Genomic DNA, 16,818 nt, shown 5'->3' with positions numbered 1-16,818 from the left:
CGGCAGACGTCCATCCTCGGCTTTAAACGGATTTGGAATACTTTTCCCGCTGCTGAGTGCTCATTCGCTGGCGAATTGCCGCAGCAGCCTCAGTGTATGTTCGATGATTCGCGGCTCGGTGTAGAAATGCGGTGAGAGACGAATGCCGCCGCCGCGCTGGGCACAGATGACCTGCTCGGCCTTCAGGCGCTCATGCAGGGCGCGATTGTCCCAGCCGTCCAGGGAAAAGGTGAGGATACCGGCGCGCTTCTCACGCTCGATGACGCTGCGCAGTTGTACCCCGGCGATGTCCTGCAGACCGTCGAGCAGCCACTGCACGCGCTCATGCAGGGCCTGTTCGACCTGCGGCATGCCGACCTCTTCGAGCAGCGACAGGCTCGCTTCCAGCGCCATGGCACCGAGCATGTTGGGGCTGCCGCATTCGAAGCGCCTGGCGCTGCGGGCGGGCTGCCAGTCATCGCGGTCATAGTCGCCGGCGTGTTCGAGCATGTGCCAGCCGTACTCGTGCAGGGTCAGTCGTTCACGCAGATCCTGTCGGCAATAGAACACGCCCAGGCCTTCTGGGCCGAGCAACCACTTGTGGCCGTCGGCCATGGCAAAGGCGCAGCGGCTGCTTTGCACGTCCATGCCCAAGGCGCCCAATTGCTGGATGGCATCGACGCACAGCAGGACGCCGCGCTGCTCGCAACCTGTACCGAGGCGTTCGAGATCCAGGCGCAAGCCGCTGGCGTATTGCACTGCACTGATCGCCATCAGCCGAGTACGTGGCGTGCAGGCAGCGAGCAGGGCGCCTTCGGCATCGCCGCCCTGCAGGTTCACCTGCAGCACTTCCACGCCTCGCGGGCGCAGGGCCTCCCAGACGATTCTGTTGGAGGGGAATTCCTCGTCACTGATGATGATCTGGTCGCCTTCGCGCCAGTCCAGGCCAAAGGCCACGAACGACAGCGCTTCCGAGGTGTTCTTGACCAGCGCGATATCGGCCCGCGATGAGGCATTCAGAAGGCGCGCCAGGCGTTCGCGCAGGCGGCGTTCTGTTTCCAGCCATTGCGAATAGTCGCGGGCACCCGTGGTGATGTTCTCTCGGGCGAAGCGCTCCACGGCCCGTGCGGTGCGTGCCGGCCAGGGGGCAACTGCAGCGTGGTTCAGGTAGTAGAGATCGGCCGGTTGGGGAAACTCGTCGATGATGGCATTCATGAGCGCGTGATCCGTGCAATTTGGCGTTAGTTAGGCATAATACCGGACTTGAATTTCGACCTTGTCATTTCCTTATGCAGAAAGAACCCCGCAAGATCCGTGAGTTTCGCCGCCGCGAGCAGGAGATTCTCGACATCGCCCTGAAACTCTTCCTCGAGCAGGGTGAGGACAGCGTGACCGTGGAGATGATCGCCGACGCCGTGGGTATCGGCAAAGGCACCATCTACAAGCATTTCAAGTCGAAGGCGGAAATCTACCTGCGGCTGATGCTCGACTACGAGCGTGATCTGAACGAATTGCTGCATTCGTCCGATATCGACCGTGACAAGGAAGCGCTGTCGCGAGCCTATTTCGAATTCCGCATGCGTGACCCGCAGCGTTACCGGCTGTTCGATCGCCTGGAAGAGAAGGTGGTCAAGGGTAATCAGGTACCCGATCTGGTCGAGCACCTGCATAGCATCCGCGCCTCCAACTTCGAGCGTCTCACCCAACTGATCAAGGGTCGCATCGCCGAAGGCAAGCTCGAGGACGTACCGCCGTACTTCCATTACTGCGCCGCCTGGGCGCTGGTGCATGGGGCCGTGGCGCTCTATCACTCGCCGTTCTGGAGCAACGTGCTGGAAGATCAGGAAGGCTTCTTCCAGTTTCTGATGGATATCGGCGTGCGCATGGGCAACAAGCGCAAGCGCGATAGCGAGACGCCTCCCACCTGAGCCGCTGATTCGCGGCCCCATTCGGGCCGTGAGTGGGCGCCTGGCGCGAAACCTGCTTGGAGCAGTCATTCGCCGGTTTTCCGTCGCCGGTGTCGGGAGAGTTCACATGCGTAATCTGTTCGTCGCGGCCGTGTTGCTGAGCCTGGCTGGCTGCATGAATGTCAGCGACATGGCCGATGGCGTCACCTACCACCTGCGTGATGCGGGCGTGCTGGATCACAGCAAGGTACGGCGCTCGGCGTCCTGGCGGCTGCAGGGCGATTCGTTCATCTATATCGCCCAGGGCCACTTCGTGCCAAGCGGCAAGCACGCCTATCCGAGGCCCAATGTGGTGGCCGAGGAAGCGTTCCGGGGCTTCGTCGAATACTTCCCCATGGTGCGTCGGGCCAAGGCGCCCATCGGCCTGGAAGAAGCACTCGGTGAGGCGCGTGCCGCCGGTGCCCACTACCTGCTCTACACTCGCTTCGCCTACGCCGACGACCGCATCGGCACGATGACGGAGTGGGAAGATCAGGAGGCCTTCGACCGGCTCGGAACCGACCGCAGCGTGTTGCAACTGATGCTGATCGAAACCAACACCCGCTACTTGGTGGACTCGGCGCGGATTCGCAGCCGTGGCGGATTCCTGACGTTCTACGATGCCAGGCCCGAGGATCTGATCAGGGCGCCGCTCGAGGATTATGCGCGTACACTTCTGGGATTCAGCCGTTGAGGGCACTGCCACCTGGTGCTCCGCAGGGCTTGAGTGGGCGTGAGGAAAGGTAATGAGCGAAAGCGACAAGGCCGGTGATCTGCTGGCGCAGATTCCGCCAGCGGGCAGCAAGGGCATGCCGCCGGTGCATCTGTGGAATCCCGATTTCTGCGGCGATATCGATATGCGTATCGCCCGTGACGGCTCATGGTTCTACATGGGCACGCCTATCGGCCGACTGGCCATGGTGCGGTTGTTCTCGACGATCATTCGCCGCGATGGCGAGGACTACTTTCTGGTCACGCCCGTGGAGAAAGTTGGCATCAAGGTCGAGGACGCGCCTTTCGTGGCTGTATCTGTACAGGCGGCAGGGCAGGGCGAGGAGCAGGTGCTGCGTTTCGTCACCAACGTCGGTGACGAGGTCGAGGCGGGTGACGAGCACCTCTTGCGCGTCGAGCTGGATGCGCAGACCCAGGAACCGTCGCCCTACATCCACGTTCGGGCCAACCTGGAAGCGCTGATTCATCGCAACGTCTTCTATCAACTGGTCGAACTGGCGCAAGCCCGCGAGATCGACGGCCAGCCCTGGCTCGGCGTATGGAGCGGCGGGGTTTTCTTTCCCATCGGGCCGCTCGAATAGCGTCCATGAAAAAGGCTCCCGAGGGAGCCTTTCAATAGCCAGGATTTGTGCACGATCTAGCGAGCTAGAGCCCTGCAAGGCCTAGGCGGCCCCACAAAAACAGGCGAGGAAGCGGAGTTTACGCATTACTCGCTTCGCTCGCCCCTTCGGGGCCGCACTAAAGTGCGTTAGCCGCAAGCGGCTTGCCGAGCCTGTTTTTAACGCCGCAGGGCCGACGCGCAGAGATCCTTACATGTTGGGGTAGTTGGGGCCGCCAGTCCCCTCCGGCGCCACCCAGGTGATGTTCTGGGCCGGATCCTTGATGTCGCAGGTCTTGCAGTGCACGCAGTTCTGCGCGTTGATCTGGAAGCGCTTGCTGCCGTCATCGTTGGCGACCACTTCATACACGCCGGCCGGGCAATAGCGCTGCGCCGGCTCATCGTACAGCGGCAGGTTCTTGTCGATCGGAATGCTCGGGTCGGCCAGCTTGAGGTGGCAGGGCTGCTCTTCCTCATGGTTGGTGTTGGAGAGAAACACCGAACTCAGTTTGTCGAAGCTGAGCTTGCCGTCCGGTTTCGGATAATCGATCTTCCTGCTCTCTGCCGCAGGCTTCAGGCAGGCATAGTCCGGCTTGTTGTCGTGCAGGGTGAAGGGCAGCTTGCCGCCAAACAGGTTCTGGTCGACCCAGTTGATGCCGCCACCGACTACGGCACCGTACTTGTGGATCGCCGCGCCGAAGTTGCGGCTGCGCAGCAGTTCGTCGTACAGCCAGCTGGCTTTGAAGGCCTCGACATAACTGCCCAGCTCATCACCACCCTCACGGCCGGCGGCCAGGGCTTCGGCGATGGCTTCAGCGGCCAGCATGCCGGACTTCATGGCGGTGTGGCTGCCCTTGATCTTGGCGAAGTTCAGGGTGCCGAGATCACAGCCGATCAGCGCGCCGCCGGGGAATACCATCTTCGGCAGTGAGTTGAGGCCGCCCTTGGTGATGGCGCGAGCGCCGTAGGCGACACGCTTGCCGCCTTCCAGGTGCTGCTTGAACACCGGGTGGTGCTTGAGACGCTGGAACTCGTCGAACGGAGACAGATGTGGGTTGGCGTAGGACAGATCGACGATCAGGCCGACCACTACCTGGTTGTTCTCCAGGTGATAGAGGAAGGAACCGCCGGTGTTTTCCGTGCCGAAGACGTCCAGCGGCCAGCCGGCGGTATGCACCACCAGGCCCTGTTGGTGCTTGCTCGGATCGATGTCCCAGATTTCCTTGATACCGATGCCATAGTGCTGGGCGTCGGCTTCGTCATCGAGCTGATACTTCTTGATCAGTTGCTTGCCGATATGGCCACGGCAACCCTCGGCGAACAGCGTGTACTTGGCACGCAGCTCCATGCCGGGGGTGAAGTAGCCTTCCTTGGGATTGCCTTCGCGGTCGACGCCCAGATCGCCGGTGACGATACCGCGCACCACGCCACTTTCATCGATCAGCGCTTCCTGGGCGGCGAAGCCCGGGTAGATTTCCACGCCGAGATTCTCGGCCTGCTGGGCCAGCCAGCGGCACAGATTGCCGAGGGAGATGATATAGTTGCCTTCATTGTGCATGGTCTTGGGCACGAAGAAGCCCGGAACCTTGACGGAGCTGTCGGCATCTCTAAGAACATAGATGTCGTCGCCTTTGACCGGCGTATTCAGCGGCGCACCCAGTTCCTTCCAGTCGGGGAACAGTTCGTCCAGGGCTCGCGGTTCGAAGACTGCGCCGGAAAGGATGTGGGCACCCACTTCGGAGCCTTTCTCGACCACGCAAACGCTGATTTCCTGGCCAGCCTCGGCGGCCTTCTGCTTCAGACGGCAAGCGGCGGACAGGCCGGCAGGGCCGGCGCCGACGATGACGACGTCGAACTCCATAAATTCGCGTTCCACGGGCTATCTCCTCATCAAGGCTCTCTAATTTTTCATGGCGGGCCGGCATCCTTCCCAAAGCACGCTGGCGCAGTATATAGCCAGCCTGGATTACGGCCAATACAAACGTTTGTTTGAATTTTCTGTAGGCCTGCTAGAATCCGACTACAACACGAATGGCTCGCAGCCAAAGCGTATTGACCGAGCCAGGTGGTACGGTCAAGATACGGGCGGTTTTGCGCTCGCCGCCTGGGCTATGGTGTTTGCGTTCTGCTTGTCTGCATCACCCGCATGCTCGCTTCTGGCGACATTCCTATTCACCGGAGAGTAACGAGGAATCCATGAAGGTTCTTGTAGCTGTCAAACGAGTGGTCGATTACAACGTCAAGGTTCGCGTCAAGCCGGACAACAGCGGCGTCGATCTTGCCAACGTCAAGATGTCGATGAACCCTTTCTGCGAGATCGCCGTTGAAGAAGCCGTGCGCCTGAAAGAGAAGGGCGTCGCCAGCGAAATCGTGGTCGTGTCGATCGGCCCGACCCAGGCGCAGGAGCAACTGCGTACCGCCCTGGCACTGGGCGCCGATCGCGCCGTTCTGGTCGAGTCGGCCGAAGAGCTGAACTCCCTGGCGGTCGCCAAGCTGCTCAAGGCAGTGGTCGACAAGGAGCAGCCGCAGCTTGTCATTCTGGGCAAGCAGGCCATCGACAGCGACAACAACCAGACCGGCCAGATGCTGGCTGCGCTGACTGGTTACGCCCAGGGCACCTTCGCCTCCAAGGTGGAAGTCAGCGGCGACAAGGTCAACGTCACCCGCGAGATCGACGGCGGTCTGCAAACCGTCGCGCTGAATCTGCCGGCCATCGTCACCACCGACCTGCGCCTGAACGAGCCGCGTTACGCCTCGCTGCCGAACATCATGAAGGCCAAGAAGAAGCCACTGGAAACCCTGACCCCTGACGCGCTGGGCGTTTCCACTGCCTCCACCGTCAAGACCACCAAGGTCGAAGCTCCAGCTGCACGCGGTGCGGGTATCAAGGTCAAGTCGGTTGCCGAACTGGTCGAGAAACTGAAAACCGAAGCGAAGGTGATCTAAATGACTATCCTGGTTATCGCTGAACACACCAATTCCGCGCTGGCACCAGCCACCCTCAACACCGTCGCTGCCGCCCAGGCCATCGGTGGCGACATCCATGTACTGGTCGCTGGCCAGAACGTTGCCGCTACCGCTGAAGCCGCTGCCAAGATCGCTGGCGTCACCAAGGTGCTGGTCGCCGACAATGCCGCTTTCGCCCACCAACTGCCGGAAAACGTCGCACCGCTGGTGGTTGCTCTTGTTGAACAGAGCGGGGGCAAGGCATACAGCCACATCCTGGCTGCCGCTACCAGCAACGGCAAGAACATCCTGCCGCGCGTCGCTGCGCAGCTGGACGTCGACCAGATCTCCGAGATCGTCTCCGTCGAGAGCCCGGACACCTTCAAGCGTCCGATCTATGCCGGTAACGCCATCGCTACCGTGCAGTCTTCCGCTGCCGTGAAAGTGATTACCGTGCGTGCCACCGGTTTCGACGCCGTGGCGGCCGAAGGCGGTTCCGCTGCCATCGAAAACGTTTCGGCGGGCGGCGATGCCGGCAAGTCGGCGTTCGTCGGTGAAGAGCTGGCCAAGTCCGATCGTCCGGAACTGACCGCTGCCAAGATCGTGGTTTCCGGTGGTCGCGGCATGCAGAATGGCGACAACTTCAAGCACCTGTACACCCTGGCCGACAAGCTCGGCGCAGCGGTCGGTGCCTCGCGTGCCGCGGTCGACGCCGGTTTCGTGCCGAACGACATGCAGGTCGGCCAGACCGGCAAGATCGTCGCGCCGCAGCTGTACATCGCGGTCGGCATCAGCGGTGCCATCCAGCACCTGGCTGGTATGAAGGACTCCAAGGTGATCGTCGCGATCAACAAGGATGAAGAAGCGCCGATCTTCCAGGTTGCCGACTATGGCCTGGTAGCCGATCTGTTCGAAGCTGTGCCGGAGCTGGAAAAGCTGGTCTGATCCAGCGTCTGCAGCCACGAAAACCCGCTCGCTTGAGCGGGTTTTTTATGGCCTGCCATCCCTGGCGGCCACTCTTTGGATCGTCGCAGGCGACGTTAAAAATGGCTCCCGGCCATTTCTTATTGCCTGCGAGCCGTCGCGAGCGCCGCCAGAAATTGCCCTCGGTCAGACCTGATCGTTCTCTGGATCGGCACCAAGGTGCAGGAGCAGGCTGCGCATGGGAGTGGACAACGCCTGCCATTGACTGAAGCACAGACAGAGCTGGCGGCGTGCCCAACCATCGCTCAGGGCCACTATCCGGTAGCCGTGGCGCCGTCGGTAGCGGTTGGCGATGCCCTGGGGGACGATGCCCAGGCCGACGCCATGGGCCACCATCTGGCACAAGCCTTCGAAGGTTTTCATACGGATGCGCAGTGTCAGCCCGCGACCCGCCGAGCGAGCGTGATCGATGATGTGATCCTGCAGCGCATTGCCCGCAGCGAGTCCGACAAAGGGCTCGTCGAGCACGTCGGCCAGACGCAGCGCGCCATGATCGGCCAGGCGGTGCCCGGCCGGCACTATCAGTACCAGATGATCCTTGGCCACGGGCTGCATGTTCAGGCCATGCGCCTCTATTGCGTCGGACACGATGCCTGCCTCGGCAAGGCCGTTGCAGATGAGTCTGACGATGTCGGTGCTGGTGCGCTCCTTGAGTTCGAGGTGCAGGCCCTTGCGCTGGGCCAGCCATGGGGCCAGCCGGGGCGGCAGAAAATCGGTCAGTGCAGCGGTGTTGGCATACAGGTGGAGCGTGCCGCGTGCTCCGCTGGCGAAATCGCGTAATTCACCCTGGAGCAGCGACTGCTGGTTGAGGATCAGGCGCGCATGGTGAGCCAGGGCCTCGCCGGCTTCGGTCGGTGTTACGCCCCGCGGCAGACGCAGCAGCAATGGCACACCTGCATCGCGCTCCAGATTGCGCAGGCGCTCGCTTGCCGAGGCTAGAGCCAGGTTGGCCAGGGCAGCGCCCCGGGTGATGCTGCCGGCTTCTACTACGCAGATGAACAGACGCAGGTCTGCCAGATCCGGGCGCATGTCAGCACTCCATAGCCTTCGGTAAAACCGAAGGATACGATGAAATATCCAGATTGTGGCAAGGCAGGTTCACGGGCCAAATGGCTGCATGACTGAATCCTTATCCCTGTTGTTGCCGCTGATGCTGATCTTCCTCGTGGCCGGAATGGTCAAGGGCGTGACCGGCATGGGTCTGCCCACCGTCGCCATGGGCCTGCTGGTGACGCTCATGTCGCCGGTAGCGGCAGCGGCCCTGCTAGTGATTCCATCGCTGGTCACCAATGTCTGGCAGTGCCTGGCGGGGCCGGCGACGGCGAGTTTGTTCCGCCGCTTGTGGCCGATGGCGCTGGGTATCCTGGTGGGCACCTTGAGCAGCACGGCATTGTTGGTGCGGGTCGATCCGTCCTGGTCTGCGTTCGGGCTGGGGTGCGCGCTGCTGGTCTACGCCAGCTATGCCCTGGTGTCTCCGGTCGTGTCGGTGCCTGCGCGATGGGAAGCGAGGCTGTCGCCCCTGGTGGGCATCGTCACCGGGCTGATCACGGGGGCCACCGGTGTGTTCGTGATGCCGGCGGTTCCCTATCTGCAGGCCTTGCGCCTGGGCAAGGACGAGTTGGTGCAGGCGCTCGGCCTGTCTTTCACGGTTTCCACCCTGGCGTTGGCTGGCGGCTTGCTACTGCAGGGAGCCTTTCGCGTGGATCAACTGGGGTTGTCTTCGCTGGCCGTGGTGCCGGCATTGCTGGGTATGTGGTTGGGGCAGGCGATTCGTACCCGACTCAGCACCAGGCATTTCCGTCTGTTCTTTCTATGGTTTCTGATGGTGCTGGGGCTCGAACTTATCTCGAGACCTTTCTTTTGAAGCCCGGGGCGAATCGATCCTCTATCGTCGCCAGAGGTGTAGCCGAAACAGGAGCTGGCATGATGCGTACCGTTCGCCCAATTCCCGTGCTGGAGTACCTGCGCCGCCAGCTCGATGGCTCGCTCGAGGTGGAGCACACCACCCACATGCGCTATCCCACGGCGATCTCGCAGCTGCTTGGGTTTCGCATCATGGCGATCGACGAAGCCATGGCGGTGGTGGAGGTGGAAGCCGATGCGCTACGCCATGGCAATCAGCAAGGTACCGTGCATGGTGGGCTGCTCTGTGAGCTGGCGGATGCTGCCATCGGTACGGCTCACTCCACGCTGATGGTGGAGGGCGAGAGTTTCACCAGTATCGACCTGAAGGCCACCTTTTTTCGTCCGGTCTGGCAGGCACGCCTGCAAGCACATGCCTGGGCTGAACACCGAGGCCGGATGATCAGCCATTACCGCTGCGAGGTGCGGACAGAGGACGGCAAGGTGGTTGCGAACATTGCCAGTGCGGTGATGACCCTGCGTGGCGACAGTGCGCACGGGCGATGAGCGAGGCACCGTTTGGTAACGCACAGCTCGGCTTGCCGGAGGGTGATTCCTTCGAGGTGCTGGGTGTGGTCAGGCTGCGGGCGTTACAGGCTACTGAGCGCTGCCCGACGTTGGTAACCCCTGGGCATCGATGAACTGCCGGTAGTGCCCGGCGGTTTCCTCCGGACATTCGAACATCGGCGTGTGGCCACAGCCTTTCATGATCACCACGCTGACATCGGCCAGCAGCGGTTTCATCACCTCGACGCTGGATACGTCCAGGATGCGATCCTGATCCCCCCAGAGCAGCAGCGTCGGTGCGTTGATTCGTGGTAATTCGGGTTCCAGGGGCAGATAGCGTTGTTGCAGATGGTCGAAAATCTGCCGCTGATGCGCGCCGTCGTCGACGGCGCGTTGCGCCAGGTACTGGTGGAGGCGCTCTGGAAGTTGTGGCGGCGCAACGAACAGCCAGTCGAGTAACTGATCGAACTGTGGCGGGCTTTCCACCAGCAGGGGATTGTCGCCTTGCTCTTCCATACGCTGAAAGAAAGCGCTGCGTTGCGGTGCCGTGATGCCGGCATTGGCCATCAGGGCGAGGCTGACGACCTGCTGCGGGTAGCGAGCCGCGTAGAGCGCTGCGATATGCCCGCCCATGGAGTGACCGACCAGGTGCAGCCGCCTTATCGATAGCACATCGATGAACGCTGCCAGGCGCTCGCTCTGGGTACCGACATCGTAACTGCCGTGGGGCCTGTCGCTGGCGCCGAAACCGGGCAGATCCACGGCAATGACGTGGTAGCGCTCGGTAAGCTCCCGGGCGAACCACAGCCAGGTGCTTTTATCGGCACCGAAACCGTGAACCAGCAGCACGGTCTCGGCGTTTTGCGGGCCGCCCTCGTAATAGCTGATATCCAGGTCGTTCACGTTGGCGCGGCGTTCATGCAGCCCGGCGCGCCATTGCTCAACGTGCTGGTAACCCGCCAATTGTGCCGCTGGCGACAGATAAAGAATCGACGCCGCGGCGATGGCCAGCAGGACTAATACGGCGAGAATCATTTTCTTCATGCTGCGTCTTGTCGCTGATTATCCAGATCGTATGAGCTAGCATGTCATGAATCTTCCTCCGATGGAGGGCTGGCCGGTATTTGAATCGAGAGAGTGTCAATGCTTGAGCGAGGTTTAGTCAGGTCAGGTCTGTGGTTGCTTGCTGGATTGATGTTGGCGAGTGGTACGCAGGCCGCCGGCAAGTGCGAGCGGCTGATCGCGACCGGGAATCCCGAGTACCCGCCGTACCTGTGGCGTGACCCGCAAAACCCGGGGCAGCTGATAGGCGCTACCGTCGACCTGCTCAAGGCGGTTTCCGAGGAGCTCGGTGTCGGTATCGAAGTCGTCTACGCCGGGCCATGGTCGCGGGCTCAGGAAGACGTGCGTACCGGGCGTATCGACATGCTGGCCGGTGCCTTTCTGACAGTGCCGCGCCTGGAGAGCATGGACTTTATTCACCCGGCCTATCTATCGACGCCAAGCGTGGTCTGGGTGCGAAAGGGCAGTGATTTTCCGTATGCCGGTTGGGCGGATCTGCAGGGGCGCACTGGCGATACCCTGGTCAACAACAGCTTCGGGCAGACGTTCGATGCCTATGCCAAGACCAACCTCACCCTCGAAGGCGTTTCCAGCTTGACCCAGGCTTTCCAGAAGCTGCTTCTGGGCCGTACCGATTACGTGCTCTATGAGCGCTACCCGGGGCAGGCGCTGGCCTCGACTCTGGGTTTGCAGGACGATCTGCAGGTGCTCGACCCGCCGATTTCCAGTGAAGGGCTGCACTTGGCGCTGTCGCACAACTCGGCCTGCAACGATGCCTGGCTGCGCGGACAGCTGGCCAAGAAAATGACAGAATTCACCGCCACCGGCGTGCCGCAAACCCTTCTGCAACGCAACTTGCAGCGCTGGAATGAACAACAGCCGCAACCGGCCGCCAGTGAGTAGGACATATCTGTGATCTATCGATATACCGGCGCCGCTCTGGCGCTGCTGTTGCTTCAGGGCTGTGCCAGCGATCCGGCTCCTTCCGAACAGATGCGCCTGACCGAGCAGGTGGTCGAGCAGGCCCGCACCGTCGCAATGGGCGAAACTGTCGCCGAACTGAGCCAAGCCGAAGACAAGCTCGCCCAGGCGCGCACGGCCATGGACGAGGAGTCGTATCGTGCCGCGCGTATTCAGGCCGAGCAGGCCGAGCTGGATGCGCGTCTGGCCGAGGCCCGCGTGCTGACTCTGCGTAGTCAGGCGCAATTGGTGGAATTGAATCGTCATATCGAACGACTGCGCGATCAGCTTGGAGCAATGCCATGAGCCCCCTGCGTGTAGGCGCCGTGGCGCTGATGGGTGTCTGCCTGACGGCTTGTGCCGGGCTCAACGATGAGCACAATGCCGCGCTGGAGGCTGCCCGTGCCAGCTACCAGTCGGTCAAGGAAGATCCCCAGGTGCTGCGAAGTGCGCCCAAGGACGTAATCCGTGCCGGCGAGTCTCTGGGGCGTGCCGAACGGTTGTCAGGCTACTGGGGCAGCGCCGACGATGTGGCCCATTACGCCTACCTGAGTCAACGCTACAGCGAGATCGCCCGTGAGCACGCTCAGCTCGCGCTGGATCAGGAACGTGCGGCCAGATTGGAGCTCGAGCGTCAGCGCCTGCAATTGGCGTTGCGTGAAGCCAAGCTGATCAGTGTGCAGGAACAGAACGCCTGGCTCGAGGAGCGGATCGTCAGCCTGGCGACCGCGCAGACGGATCGCGGATTGGTGATGACCCTGGGTGATGTGCTGTTCGATGCCGGTGAAGTACGGCTCAAGACCAGCGCCAACCGCACCGTGTTGAAGCTGGTGCAGTTTCTGCAACTGAACCCGCGTCGCATCGTGCGTATCGAGGGTTACAGCGACAGCAGCGGCGGGCGCGAGGAAAATCTGCAACTGTCCGGGGCCCGCGCCCAGACCGTAGCCGATGCGCTGACCGACCTGGGTATCGATGCCAAGCGCATCGAGGTACAGGGCTTTGGCGAAAGCTTCCCCGTGGCGGAAAACGCCTCGGCCAAGGGGCGGGCACAGAACCGCCGGGTCGAGATCGTGTTTTCCGATGAGCAGGGGCGCCTGGGCGCCACTCGCTAAGCCTGTCGACCAGGAAACCCCGCTACTGCATTGCAGGGCGGGGTTTTTTTATGGTCTGCCATCCCTGGCGGCTGCCCTTCGGACCGTCACAAGCGACGTCAAAAATCTCTCCCGGAAATTTTTTCTTGCCTGACGAACGGCTGTATCGTCGAGATATTTCAGGGCTGTACCGGTACAGAAACATTTAGTTGGGCTACTGTTATGGTTCAGTACCGGGATGAGGCGGCCATGACCAATCTGTTGCTCTATCAGCGCATCGCTCAGCAGTTGGCGGACGATATCCGCCGTGGCGTTTATCAGCCGGGCGAGCGGGTGCCTTCGGTACGTAAAATGAGTGCCCAGCTCAGCGTTAGCCATGCCACGGTGCTGCAAGCCTACGCCAACCTGGAGGATCTCGGCCTGATCCGTGCGCGACCGCAGTCCGGCTTCTACGTCCATCAGACGCCCGCGCTGACCGCCGATACCCCGGATATCGCCCGAGTCGAACGACCCGGCCTGGTGACGCGCAGCAGCATCATCAACCAGGTGCTCGGCGAAGCGCGTCGCGAGGGCGTATTTCCGCTCGGCGCGGCAGTGCCTCATGTCGACTACCTCCCGGTTCGAGCGCTGCACCAGCAGTTGGCCAAGGTTACCCGCTTCCAGAGCCCGCGGGCCTTCAGCTACATGTTCAGCCCGGGTTTCGAGCCGCTGCGCCGGCAGGTGGCGATCCGTATGCGCGACGCTGGCGTGCTGGTCGACCCTTCGGAGGTGGTGATCACTCACGGCTGTGTGGACGCGCTGCAGATGTGTCTGCGCGTGCTGACGCGTCCGGGCGACCTGATCGCCACCGAGTCGCCGACCTATTACGGCTTGCTGCAACTGGCTGATCTGCTTGGCCTCAAGGTCATCGAGATCCCCAGTGATCCCACCACTGGCATCAGCGTCGAGGCCCTGCAACTGGCTGCCAGCCAGTGGCCCATCAAGGCACTGGTGTTGACCGCACGCTTGAGCAATCCACTGGGCGGTACCATTCCCGAGGCTCGGCAGAAACAGCTGCTGCGCCTGGCCAGCGACTTCGACATCCAGATCGTCGAGGACGATATCTATGGCGAGCTGATGTTCGAGCAGGGGCGTACCAAGGCACTCAAGGCAGGGGATCTGGAAGGACGCGTGGTGTACTGCTCGAGCTTTTCCAAGACCCTGTCGCCTGGCGTGCGGATCGGCTGGATCATCGCCGGCAAGTATCAAGACGAAGTCCAGCGCCTGCAGATGTTCACCACCCACTCGGCGTGCAGCGTCACCCAGATGGCCGTGGCGGCGTATCTGGAGAATGGTGGTTATGACCGCCATCTGCGGCATATCCGCCAGGAGTACCGCAAGAACCTCAGCGCCTTTCAGTTGGCAGTGCAGCAGTATTTTCCCGAAGGCACGCAGATCACCCGGCCCAATGGAGGCTTCATTCTCTGGGTCAGCCTGCCGGCGCGGGTCAATACCAAGGATCTGCACGTCAGCGCCTTGCAGCAGGGCATCAGTATTGCGCCGGGGCTGATCTTCAGTAACACCGAGCAGTTCAACCACTGTGTGCGCCTCAATTGCGGCATTCCGTGGAACCGCGAAGCGGAGCGCGCGCTGATGACCCTGGGCATGCTGGCCAGCCAGCTCTGTCAGGAGGCGGCAACCAGCGGGTTCTAGGGCTCTGCAGCGAGCCCGCCGTGCGATGATATAGCCGTCGTCCGGCTCCGCCAGGAGGCAGACGACAGCCACCTCTTCATCGAGCGTCGCGATCCGGCGATTGCGTCTGCCGAGATCGCGAGCGATGCCCTGCGCATGTCCGATGAAACAGTTTCATGCGCCGCTATTCGCCCGGGTAGAAGGCAGCAGGATCGTCAGGATTCCCAGTAACGGCAGGAACGAACACAGGAAAAATACGTATTCGATGCCGTGGATATCCGCCAGATAGCCCAGGAATGCGCCGCCAATACCGCCGAATCCGAACATCAGGCCGAAGAACAGGCCCGCGATCATGCCGACGTTGCCGGGCATCAGCTCCTGGGCGAAGACCACGATGGCCGAAAAGGCCGAGGCGAGAATGAAGCCGATGATCATGCTCAGTACGCCGGTCCAGAACAGGTCGACGTAGGGCAGCGCCAGGGTGAAGGGAGCCGCGCCGAGAATGGAAAACCAGATCACTTTCTTGCGCCCGACCTTATCGCCAATCGGCCCGCCGAAGAAAGTACCCGCAGCGACCGAGCCGAGAAACAGGAACAGGTACATCTGAGAATTGGCGATGGAGACGCCGAACTTCTCGATCAGGTAGAAGGTGAAGAAGCTGGTGAAGCCGGCCATGTAGAAGTACTTGGAAAATACCAGCAGCGCCAACACCACCAAGGCTGCAGTTACCCGCCGTTTCGACAACCCATGAGTGGCCTGGCCACCCTGCTTGAGCCTGAACAGGTTGAGGTGATTGCGGTACCAGCGGCTCAGGCCATAGAGCACCAGTATCGCGAATACCGCGAACAGGCCGAACCAGGCCACATGGCCCTGGCCGTATGGAATGACGATGGCCGCTGCCAGTAACGGGCCGAAGGCGCTCCCCGTGTTGCCACCAACCTGAAAGGTCGACTGCGCCAGGCCGAAGCGGCCGCCCGAGGCAAGCCGTGCAATCCGCGAGGCCTCCGGATGGAAGGTCGAGGAACCAATGCCGACCAGAGCCGAGGCCAGCAGAATTGCCGGAAAGCTGCCGACGAAGGCCAGCAGCAGAATGCCCACCAGGGTGCACAGCGAACCGGCAGGCAGCAGCCAGGGTTTGGGATGGCGATCGGTGTGATAACCAACCCAGGGCTGCAATAGCGAAGCGGTGAGCTGGAATACCAGGGTAATCAGCCCGACCTGGGTGAAGGTCAGCCCGTAATTGGCCTTGAGTATCGGGTAGATCGACGGCAGTACTGCCTGAATCAGGTCATTGATCAGGTGCGCCAGGGCGCAGGCGCCGATCACGCGCATGATCAGAGGACTGGCCTGGTCAGCGACTGACCTGGCCGCAGTTGCAGAGGACGTGGAGCTGGTGGACATACGAGACGCTTCCAGGCAAAGCAGCGTGCTCGGCAGGCAGTCTGCCCGACGGAAATGGCTGCTGGATTTCAGGGTTCGGCGCTATCCTAGGCGCGATGAAAATGCCTGTCTCGCGAGAATAGGGACATGACTCTCTCAAAAAGGGCGAAATGATCAAGTCATTGAATGAACTCGTTACCGAGATCGATGCCGTGAATTGGCGGGTCAGGTGCAGCGCTACCGATTACCCGAGCGATTGGCATATCGCGCCTCATAGCCATAACAAGCATCAGCTGATTTACGCCATTCAGGGTGTCATGGTCGTGCGCTCGGCATTGGGCCAGTGGATCGTGCCACCGAGCCGGGGTCTCTGGATGCCAAGTGGGGAAATTCACGAGGTTCGCTGCGTAGGCCCGGTGAAGATGCGCAGCGTTTTCGTGCGACCCGATGAACTGACGGATTTGCCAAGCGAAACCAGGGCCGTGAGCATTTCTCCTCTTCTGAGTGAACTGATCAAGACCTCTGTCTACATAACGGAGCCGTACTTGCAGAACTCGCGCGAGGCGAGAGTGATGGGCCTGATTCTGGATGAACTTGCAGTCTTGCCGACGCTGCCGCTGCATCTCCCGCAACCAACGGATCCACGCATCACGGTTATCTGTTCGACCCTGCAGGCGGATCCCGGAGACGGCTCCACGCTGTCCGACTGGAGCGCTCGGCTTAACCTGGATGAAAAAACCATTCAGCGGCTGTTTCAAAAAGCCACGACGATGACCTTTGGCCAGTGGCGTCAGCAGGCCCGCCTGCTTCTCGCTCTGGAGCGAATTGCCGGGGGCGAGAAGATCATCAATATCGCTGGCGAACTCGGCTACGAAAGCCCAAGCGCGTTCACCAGCATGTTCAAGAAGCAATTCGGCACGACACCCAGCAACTTTTTCCGATAAGGGCGCTTCTTTCGAGCGTCGCTCATCTGGCCGGCGATCTTTCGTACAGACCCCGGTTAACCCGAAACGCGGCGTGTCTGCGTCTACTGGATCGAAGCGGTATTTCGATCCAGGAG

17 protein-coding genes are annotated in these 16,818 nt (G+C 61.5%); 12 read left to right on the top strand and 5 right to left on the bottom strand.

Annotated features, from left to right (window positions below):
- Nucleotides 1-60 precede the first annotated feature (60 nt).
- Nucleotides 61-1,194, bottom strand: a complete 1,134-nt coding sequence (locus DNK06_RS12925) for an aminotransferase class V-fold PLP-dependent enzyme (protein WP_131180420.1) — start codon at nt 1,192-1,194, stop codon at nt 61-63.
- A 74-nt stretch (nt 1,195-1,268) separates the two neighbouring features.
- On the opposite strand from DNK06_RS12925, the gene DNK06_RS12920 reads away from it, so the two are divergent.
- The 3 genes from DNK06_RS12920 (at nt 1,269) to DNK06_RS12910 (ending at nt 3,238) form a co-directional block, all read left to right on the top strand.
- The gene (locus tag DNK06_RS12920) at nt 1,269-1,907 is read left to right on the top strand and encodes a TetR/AcrR family transcriptional regulator (protein ID WP_131180419.1); all 639 of its coding nucleotides are present in this window, start codon (nt 1,269-1,271) and stop codon (nt 1,905-1,907) included.
- A gap of 106 nt (nt 1,908-2,013) precedes the next feature.
- The gene (locus DNK06_RS12915; RefSeq protein WP_131180418.1) at nt 2,014-2,619 is read left to right on the top strand and encodes a DUF4823 domain-containing protein; all 606 of its coding nucleotides are present in this window, start codon (nt 2,014-2,016) and stop codon (nt 2,617-2,619) included.
- Nucleotides 2,620-2,671: 52 nt separating this feature from the next.
- The gene (locus tag DNK06_RS12910; protein ID WP_131180417.1) at nt 2,672-3,238 is read left to right on the top strand and encodes a DUF1285 domain-containing protein; all 567 of its coding nucleotides are present in this window, start codon (nt 2,672-2,674) and stop codon (nt 3,236-3,238) included.
- 228 nt (nt 3,239-3,466) lie between these two features.
- On the opposite strand, the gene DNK06_RS12905 is transcribed toward DNK06_RS12910, so the two are convergent.
- Nucleotides 3,467-5,131, bottom strand: coding sequence for an electron transfer flavoprotein-ubiquinone oxidoreductase (locus tag DNK06_RS12905; RefSeq protein WP_131180416.1), 1,665 nt, complete (start codon nt 5,129-5,131; stop codon nt 3,467-3,469).
- A gap of 320 nt (nt 5,132-5,451) precedes the next feature.
- Between DNK06_RS12905 and DNK06_RS12900 the strand changes: the two genes are divergently transcribed.
- Nucleotides 5,452-6,201: an electron transfer flavoprotein subunit beta/FixA family protein gene (locus DNK06_RS12900; RefSeq protein WP_131180415.1), complete on the top strand. Its 750-nt coding sequence runs from the start codon at nt 5,452-5,454 to the stop codon at nt 6,199-6,201.
- Nucleotides 6,202-7,146: an electron transfer flavoprotein subunit alpha/FixB family protein gene (locus tag DNK06_RS12895; RefSeq protein WP_131180414.1), complete on the top strand. Its 945-nt coding sequence runs from the start codon at nt 6,202-6,204 to the stop codon at nt 7,144-7,146.
- Between the two features lie 165 nt (nt 7,147-7,311).
- Here DNK06_RS12895 and DNK06_RS12890 read toward each other — a convergent pair whose 3' ends face one another.
- Complete coding sequence (locus DNK06_RS12890; RefSeq protein WP_131180413.1) at nt 7,312-8,214, bottom strand: LysR substrate-binding domain-containing protein; 903 nt, start codon at nt 8,212-8,214, stop codon at nt 7,312-7,314.
- An 88-nt stretch (nt 8,215-8,302) separates the two neighbouring features.
- Here DNK06_RS12890 and DNK06_RS12885 point away from each other — a divergent pair, with 88 nt between their 5' ends.
- Nucleotides 8,303-9,049 (top strand): sulfite exporter TauE/SafE family protein, encoded by a 747-nt coding sequence (locus DNK06_RS12885; protein ID WP_131180412.1) that lies wholly within the window; start codon nt 8,303-8,305, stop codon nt 9,047-9,049.
- Between the two features lie 62 nt (nt 9,050-9,111).
- On the top strand, nt 9,112-9,594 hold the full coding sequence (locus DNK06_RS12880; protein ID WP_242674778.1) for a PaaI family thioesterase: 483 nt from the start codon (nt 9,112-9,114) through the stop codon (nt 9,592-9,594).
- A 90-nt stretch (nt 9,595-9,684) separates the two neighbouring features.
- Here DNK06_RS12880 and DNK06_RS12875 read toward each other — a convergent pair whose 3' ends face one another.
- Nucleotides 9,685-10,638, bottom strand: coding sequence for an alpha/beta fold hydrolase (locus DNK06_RS12875; protein WP_131180410.1), 954 nt, complete (start codon nt 10,636-10,638; stop codon nt 9,685-9,687).
- Between the two features lie 99 nt (nt 10,639-10,737).
- Between DNK06_RS12875 and DNK06_RS12870 the strand changes: the two genes are divergently transcribed.
- The 4 genes from DNK06_RS12870 to DNK06_RS12855 all read left to right on the top strand — a co-directional run bounded on the left by DNK06_RS12870 (nt 10,738) and on the right by DNK06_RS12855 (nt 14,399).
- Nucleotides 10,738-11,559 carry a substrate-binding periplasmic protein gene (locus DNK06_RS12870; protein ID WP_131180409.1) on the top strand — a complete coding sequence of 274 codons (822 nt, stop codon included), beginning with the start codon at nt 10,738-10,740 and terminating at the stop codon, nt 11,557-11,559.
- 90 nt (nt 11,560-11,649) lie between these two features.
- Nucleotides 11,650-11,922: a DUF4398 domain-containing protein gene (locus tag DNK06_RS12865; RefSeq protein ID WP_165493628.1), complete on the top strand. Its 273-nt coding sequence runs from the start codon at nt 11,650-11,652 to the stop codon at nt 11,920-11,922.
- Complete coding sequence (locus tag DNK06_RS12860; RefSeq protein ID WP_131180407.1) at nt 11,919-12,728, top strand: OmpA family protein; 810 nt, start codon at nt 11,919-11,921, stop codon at nt 12,726-12,728. Before DNK06_RS12865 ends, DNK06_RS12860 begins: the two co-directional genes overlap by 4 nt.
- 228 nt (nt 12,729-12,956) lie before the next feature.
- Nucleotides 12,957-14,399, top strand: coding sequence for an aminotransferase-like domain-containing protein (locus tag DNK06_RS12855; RefSeq protein WP_131180406.1), 1,443 nt, complete (start codon nt 12,957-12,959; stop codon nt 14,397-14,399).
- A gap of 153 nt (nt 14,400-14,552) precedes the next feature.
- Here the strand turns inward: DNK06_RS12855 and DNK06_RS12850 are convergent, their stop codons facing one another.
- Nucleotides 14,553-15,779: an MFS transporter gene (locus tag DNK06_RS12850; protein WP_131180405.1), complete on the bottom strand. Its 1,227-nt coding sequence runs from the start codon at nt 15,777-15,779 to the stop codon at nt 14,553-14,555.
- Between the two features lie 149 nt (nt 15,780-15,928).
- Here DNK06_RS12850 and DNK06_RS12845 point away from each other — a divergent pair, with 149 nt between their 5' ends.
- The gene (locus DNK06_RS12845; RefSeq protein ID WP_131180404.1) at nt 15,929-16,702 is read left to right on the top strand and encodes an AraC family transcriptional regulator; all 774 of its coding nucleotides are present in this window, start codon (nt 15,929-15,931) and stop codon (nt 16,700-16,702) included.
- Nucleotides 16,703-16,818 lie beyond the last annotated feature (116 nt).

Origin of the sequence: Phytopseudomonas daroniae, assembly GCF_004327285.1 — a bacterium.
GTDB classification, from domain to species: domain Bacteria; phylum Pseudomonadota; class Gammaproteobacteria; order Pseudomonadales; family Pseudomonadaceae; genus Aquipseudomonas; species Aquipseudomonas daroniae.
The sequence above is the reverse complement of the archived record's forward strand: the minus strand, read 5'-3'. Positions and strand labels throughout refer to the sequence as shown.

What these genes read in the sequence shown, in the direction of transcription:
- DNK06_RS12925 (WP_131180420.1), bottom strand. Translation starts at nt 1,194, where the DNA reads ATGAATGCCATCATCGACGAGTTTCCCCAACCGGCCGATCTCTACTAC.
- DNK06_RS12920 (WP_131180419.1), top strand. Translation starts at nt 1,269, where the DNA reads ATGCAGAAAGAACCCCGCAAGATCCGTGAGTTTCGCCGCCGCGAGCAG.
- DNK06_RS12915 (WP_131180418.1), top strand. Translation starts at nt 2,014, where the DNA reads ATGCGTAATCTGTTCGTCGCGGCCGTGTTGCTGAGCCTGGCTGGCTGC.
- DNK06_RS12910 (WP_131180417.1), top strand. Translation starts at nt 2,672, where the DNA reads ATGAGCGAAAGCGACAAGGCCGGTGATCTGCTGGCGCAGATTCCGCCA.
- DNK06_RS12900 (WP_131180415.1), top strand. Translation starts at nt 5,452, where the DNA reads ATGAAGGTTCTTGTAGCTGTCAAACGAGTGGTCGATTACAACGTCAAG.
- DNK06_RS12895 (WP_131180414.1), top strand. Translation starts at nt 6,202, where the DNA reads ATGACTATCCTGGTTATCGCTGAACACACCAATTCCGCGCTGGCACCA.
- DNK06_RS12890 (WP_131180413.1), bottom strand. Translation starts at nt 8,214, where the DNA reads ATGCGCCCGGATCTGGCAGACCTGCGTCTGTTCATCTGCGTAGTAGAA.
- DNK06_RS12885 (WP_131180412.1), top strand. Translation starts at nt 8,303, where the DNA reads ATGACTGAATCCTTATCCCTGTTGTTGCCGCTGATGCTGATCTTCCTC.
- DNK06_RS12880 (WP_242674778.1), top strand. Translation starts at nt 9,112, where the DNA reads ATGCGTACCGTTCGCCCAATTCCCGTGCTGGAGTACCTGCGCCGCCAG.
- DNK06_RS12875 (WP_131180410.1), bottom strand. Translation starts at nt 10,638, where the DNA reads ATGAAGAAAATGATTCTCGCCGTATTAGTCCTGCTGGCCATCGCCGCG.
- DNK06_RS12870 (WP_131180409.1), top strand. Translation starts at nt 10,738, where the DNA reads ATGCTTGAGCGAGGTTTAGTCAGGTCAGGTCTGTGGTTGCTTGCTGGA.
- DNK06_RS12865 (WP_165493628.1), top strand. Translation starts at nt 11,650, where the DNA reads ATGCGCCTGACCGAGCAGGTGGTCGAGCAGGCCCGCACCGTCGCAATG.
- DNK06_RS12860 (WP_131180407.1), top strand. Translation starts at nt 11,919, where the DNA reads ATGAGCCCCCTGCGTGTAGGCGCCGTGGCGCTGATGGGTGTCTGCCTG.
- DNK06_RS12855 (WP_131180406.1), top strand. Translation starts at nt 12,957, where the DNA reads ATGACCAATCTGTTGCTCTATCAGCGCATCGCTCAGCAGTTGGCGGAC.
- DNK06_RS12850 (WP_131180405.1), bottom strand. Translation starts at nt 15,779, where the DNA reads ATGTCCACCAGCTCCACGTCCTCTGCAACTGCGGCCAGGTCAGTCGCT.
- DNK06_RS12845 (WP_131180404.1), top strand. Translation starts at nt 15,929, where the DNA reads ATGATCAAGTCATTGAATGAACTCGTTACCGAGATCGATGCCGTGAAT.